Here is a 4,076-nt window from a genome sequence, read left to right on the forward strand (position 1 = left end):
CCGCCGAGCATTACGTGGCCGCGCTGGGAACCGATGTGACGGCAATGCTGCTGGGTGACGTGCCTGCTCGCCTGGGTATGGGCGTGAACGAGATCCTCTTGACCGCACTAGGTTTGGCGTTGTCTGAATACGCCGGGCGGCGTACCGCGATCGGTATAGATGTGGAGACGCACGGTCGTGAGGAGCGATTCGGTGGTGATGCGGATCTGTCGCGGACGGTGGGCTGGTTCACGGCGAAATATCCTGTATCGCTGAGCATTCCGCTGTACAGCTGGGGCGCGGTGACTGAATCCCGTGCCGCGCTGGGAGCCGTCGTCAAGGATGTGAAGCAGCAATTGCGGGCGATGCCGGAGGGCCTGACCTACGGCTTGCTCCGTTACGTGCGAAACGAACCATCGCTGAATGTCGGGGATCCGCAGATCGGTTTCAACTATCTCGGTCGGACGGGCGGCGGATCGCTGGCTACGGACGGGTCTGCGGCGTGGCAGGTGCGAGGGCTGCCCGCGGAGTTGGCGATGTCACCGGAGATGACGCTGCCGCACACTGTCGAGATCAATGCCGCAGCGGTGGATACCGAGGCCGGCTTGCGGTTGCGGGCCTCGATGACCTACGCGGCATCGAAGCTGGATCGGGATGCGATCGAGGCCATCACGCGATTGTGGTTCGCGGCGATCGAAGGGGTTTGCCGGTACGCACAGCAGGGCGGTAGTGGGCTGGTCCCCGCCGATCTGCTGATGCGGGACTTCGGCCAATCGCAGATCGATGAACTGGAATCGGTGTTCGATGTCGCCGACATCTTGCCATTGGCCCCATTGCAAGAAGGGTTGCTCTTCCACGCCGCGTATGAAGACGGCGGTTCCGATCTGTATGCGACACAGCTGGATTTGACGCTTACAGGTGAGCTCGATGTGGCGGCCCTGCGTGATGCGGTGCGGGATCTGGCGAATCGCCATCCACAACTGAGCGCGCGCTTCGCCTACAAGCAGTTCACCCGGCCGGTGCAGGTCGTACTGAAGGCGCCCGAGGTGCCGTGGCGATTTGTGGACCTGACCGGAGTGACCGAGCGGGATCGCCGTTTGCGGCAGCTGGCGTCGGAAGACCGGATCGCCTGCTGCGATCTGAATTATGAGTCACCGTTCCGGGTCTCCCTGGCACAGGTGTCGCCCGGCAGGTTCCACCTGGTGGTGACGATGCATCACATTGTTGTCGATGGCTGGTCGTTGCCAATTCTCCTGGCGGAGATATTCCGCGCGTATCGCGGGGAGCGCCAGCCCATGCCCGTGCCATATCGGAGCTATCTGGCGTGGGTTTCCGCGCAGGACGCGCAAGCTTCGAAGGTTGTATGGCGGGATAGGTTCTCGGACTTCGAAATACCGACCCTCATTGATCCGCTCGGTGGCGATGTGTCGTCCGAGCGGTTGTCGCGAAGTTTCTCGGTGCCGGAGTCGACGACGCGTGCGTTGGATGCTGTGGTGCGGCAGTTGGATTCGACGATGAGTACCGTGCTGCACGCGGCGTGGTCTCGGGTGTTGAGTGTGATGACCGGTCGATCCGATGTTGCCTTCGGAACGACGGTGTCCGGTCGGCCCGCGGATTTGCCGGGTGTGGAGGGCATGGTCGGGTTGTTTATCAATACGGTGCCGGTTCGGGCCGATATCGGTCGGGATATGACGTTCGCGGAACTGGTCGAACAGTTGCGGGCCGATCAGGCCGATACATTGGAACACCAGTTCCTGCCCCTGGTGGATATCTGCCGCGCGGCTGGTCACAAGGATCTTTTCGACACCCTGGTGGTGTATGAGAACTACCCGATCGAGACATCCGTCGAAAGCATCGGCGGGGATATCTCGGTGGTCGACATAGCCTTCCACGAAACAGTGCACTACCCGCTGACACTTCAGATAGTGCCGGGCCGGGAACTGCGGCTCCAGGTGAAGTATTCGGCCGACATGTTCGACACGGTGGCGGTCGAGCGGCTGGTGGCCAGATTGCGGCGGGTGCTCGATGCGGTGGCAACTGATCCGCGGCAGCGAATGTCTGCGATCGAGGTGTTCGACGAGCGGGAATTGGCCGAGCTGACCGAGTTCTCGAATCGCGCGGCGCTGGCCGAACAGACTGCGGCGGTGTCGATTCCGGCGGTGTTCGCCGCGCAGGTCGCGCGGACGCCCGACGCGGTGGCAATGGTGTTCGAACAACGGTCTTGGACCTATCGCGACCTTGACGAGGCTTCGTCGCGGTTCGCGCATCTGCTGGTGGATCGGGGCGTCGGCGCGGATGATGTTGTCGCACTGATGTTGCCGCGCTCTGGCGAAGCGATCGTGTCGATCCTGGCGGTGCTCAAGGCGGGCGCCGCGTATCTGCCGATCGATGTGCGTCATCCCGACGAGCGCGTCGAGTTCATGCTCTCCGACGCATTGCCCGCGGCGGTGATCACCGAGCTCGAGTATGCCCCCCGGTTGACCGGGTATGACCTGCCGGTCATCGATATCGCCGACCCGATGCCCGCGGTACGACCCGGAGGGCCGCTGGCGGTTCCACCCGCCTCGGCGCAGGCCTACATTATCTACACCTCCGGCACGACCGGCACGCCCAAAGGCGTTGCGGTGACCCATGAGAACGCGACGCAATTGTTCGAGTCGGTGCGTGCTTCCGGATTCGCTCCCGAGCCGGGGCAGGTGTGGACTCAGTTCCACTCGTACGCGTTCGACTTCTCGGTGTGGGAGATATGGGGTCCACTGCTGCATGGTGGCCGGTTGGTTGTCGTCCCGGAATCGGTGGTGCGGTCACCGCTGGATCTGCATCGACTGTTGATCGATGAGCAGGTCACGGTATTGAGCCAGACGCCGTCGGCGTTCCATGCCCTGCAAGCGGTCGAGGAGATGCGACCGGATTCGCGCTTGTTGAAGCTGGAGGCGGTGATCTTCGGCGGTGAGGCGCTGGAGCCCAATCGCCTGGCTTCGTGGTGGAGCCGGTATTCGGATGCTCCGCGTTTGATCAATATGTACGGTACGACCGAGACGACGGTGCACGCCTCGTTCCGCGAACTCGATGAGGCCGACGCGAACCACAGCATCAGCCCGATCGGTGTTCCGCTGAGCAAACTCGCCTTTTTCGTTTTGGATGACGGTTTGTCGGAGGTCCCGGTTGGGGTCGCGGGCGAGTTGTATATCGCCGGACGGGGTTTGGCGCGTGGATATCTGCGCCGTCCCGGGCTGACAGCGTCACGGTTCGTGGCATGCCCGTTCGGGGATTCGGGTGCTCGCATGTATCGCACAGGTGATGTCGTGCGCTGGGATGCCAAGGGCGAGTTGGAATATATGGGTCGAAGCGACGACCAGGTGAAGATTCGCGGTTTCCGGATCGAGCTCGGTGAAGTCGGTGCGGCATTGTCCGCGGCGCCCGGGGTCGAGCAGGCCGTGGTGGTGGTGCGCGAAGACCAACCGGGTAGCAAACGGCTGGTCGGATATGTGACCGGTGCCGTGGACCCGGCGCTGGTGCGGGCCGCGGTCGCGGCGCGCTTGCCGGAGTACATGGTGCCGGCGGTGGTGGTGGTACTGGACAATCTGCCGTTGACAGTCAACGGAAAGCTGAACAGGCGGGCGCTGCCGATGCCCGATTACGCGGGTGTGGGATATCGAGCACCGTCGACACCGACCGAAGAAACGCTGGCGACGATTTTCGCCCTGGTGCTCGGATTGGACCGGGTCGGGGTCGACGACTCCTTCTTCGATATCGGCGGTAATTCACTGCTGGCGATGCGGGTCGTCGCGGAAATTCATGACGCCATCGGCGTCGAAATCGCGGTGCGGGCCTTGTTCCAGGCACCGACGATCGCCCAGCTGGCAACGGATGTGCGGGCAGCCACGCTACCGAAGAAGAGTTCTGCACGACCCGCGCTTCGGCGGTACTCGCGCGATATCGACTGATCTCGCGTGGATCCGTCAAGTAATTGATCTGCTATTTCTCAGGGGACTCGAATAATGCTTCCGTTGTCGTTTGCTCAGCGTCGGTTGTGGTTCATTCATCAGTTGGAGGGTCTGTCCGCGACGTACAACATGCCTTTGGTGTTGCGGTTG

General features: G+C 62.6%; 1 protein-coding gene. It reads left to right on the forward strand.

Annotation, left to right across the window (positions count from 1 at the left end; genetic code table 11):
- The coding region (locus AB0L82_RS43600) for an amino acid adenylation domain-containing protein (RefSeq protein WP_364651587.1) at positions 1-3,926 on the forward strand (3,926 nt) is incomplete at its 5' end.
- Positions 3,927-4,076: the final 150 nt, after the last annotated feature.

This window comes from Nocardia sp. NPDC052001, from assembly GCF_040680615.1.
GTDB lineage: Bacteria > Actinomycetota > Actinomycetes > Mycobacteriales > Mycobacteriaceae > Nocardia.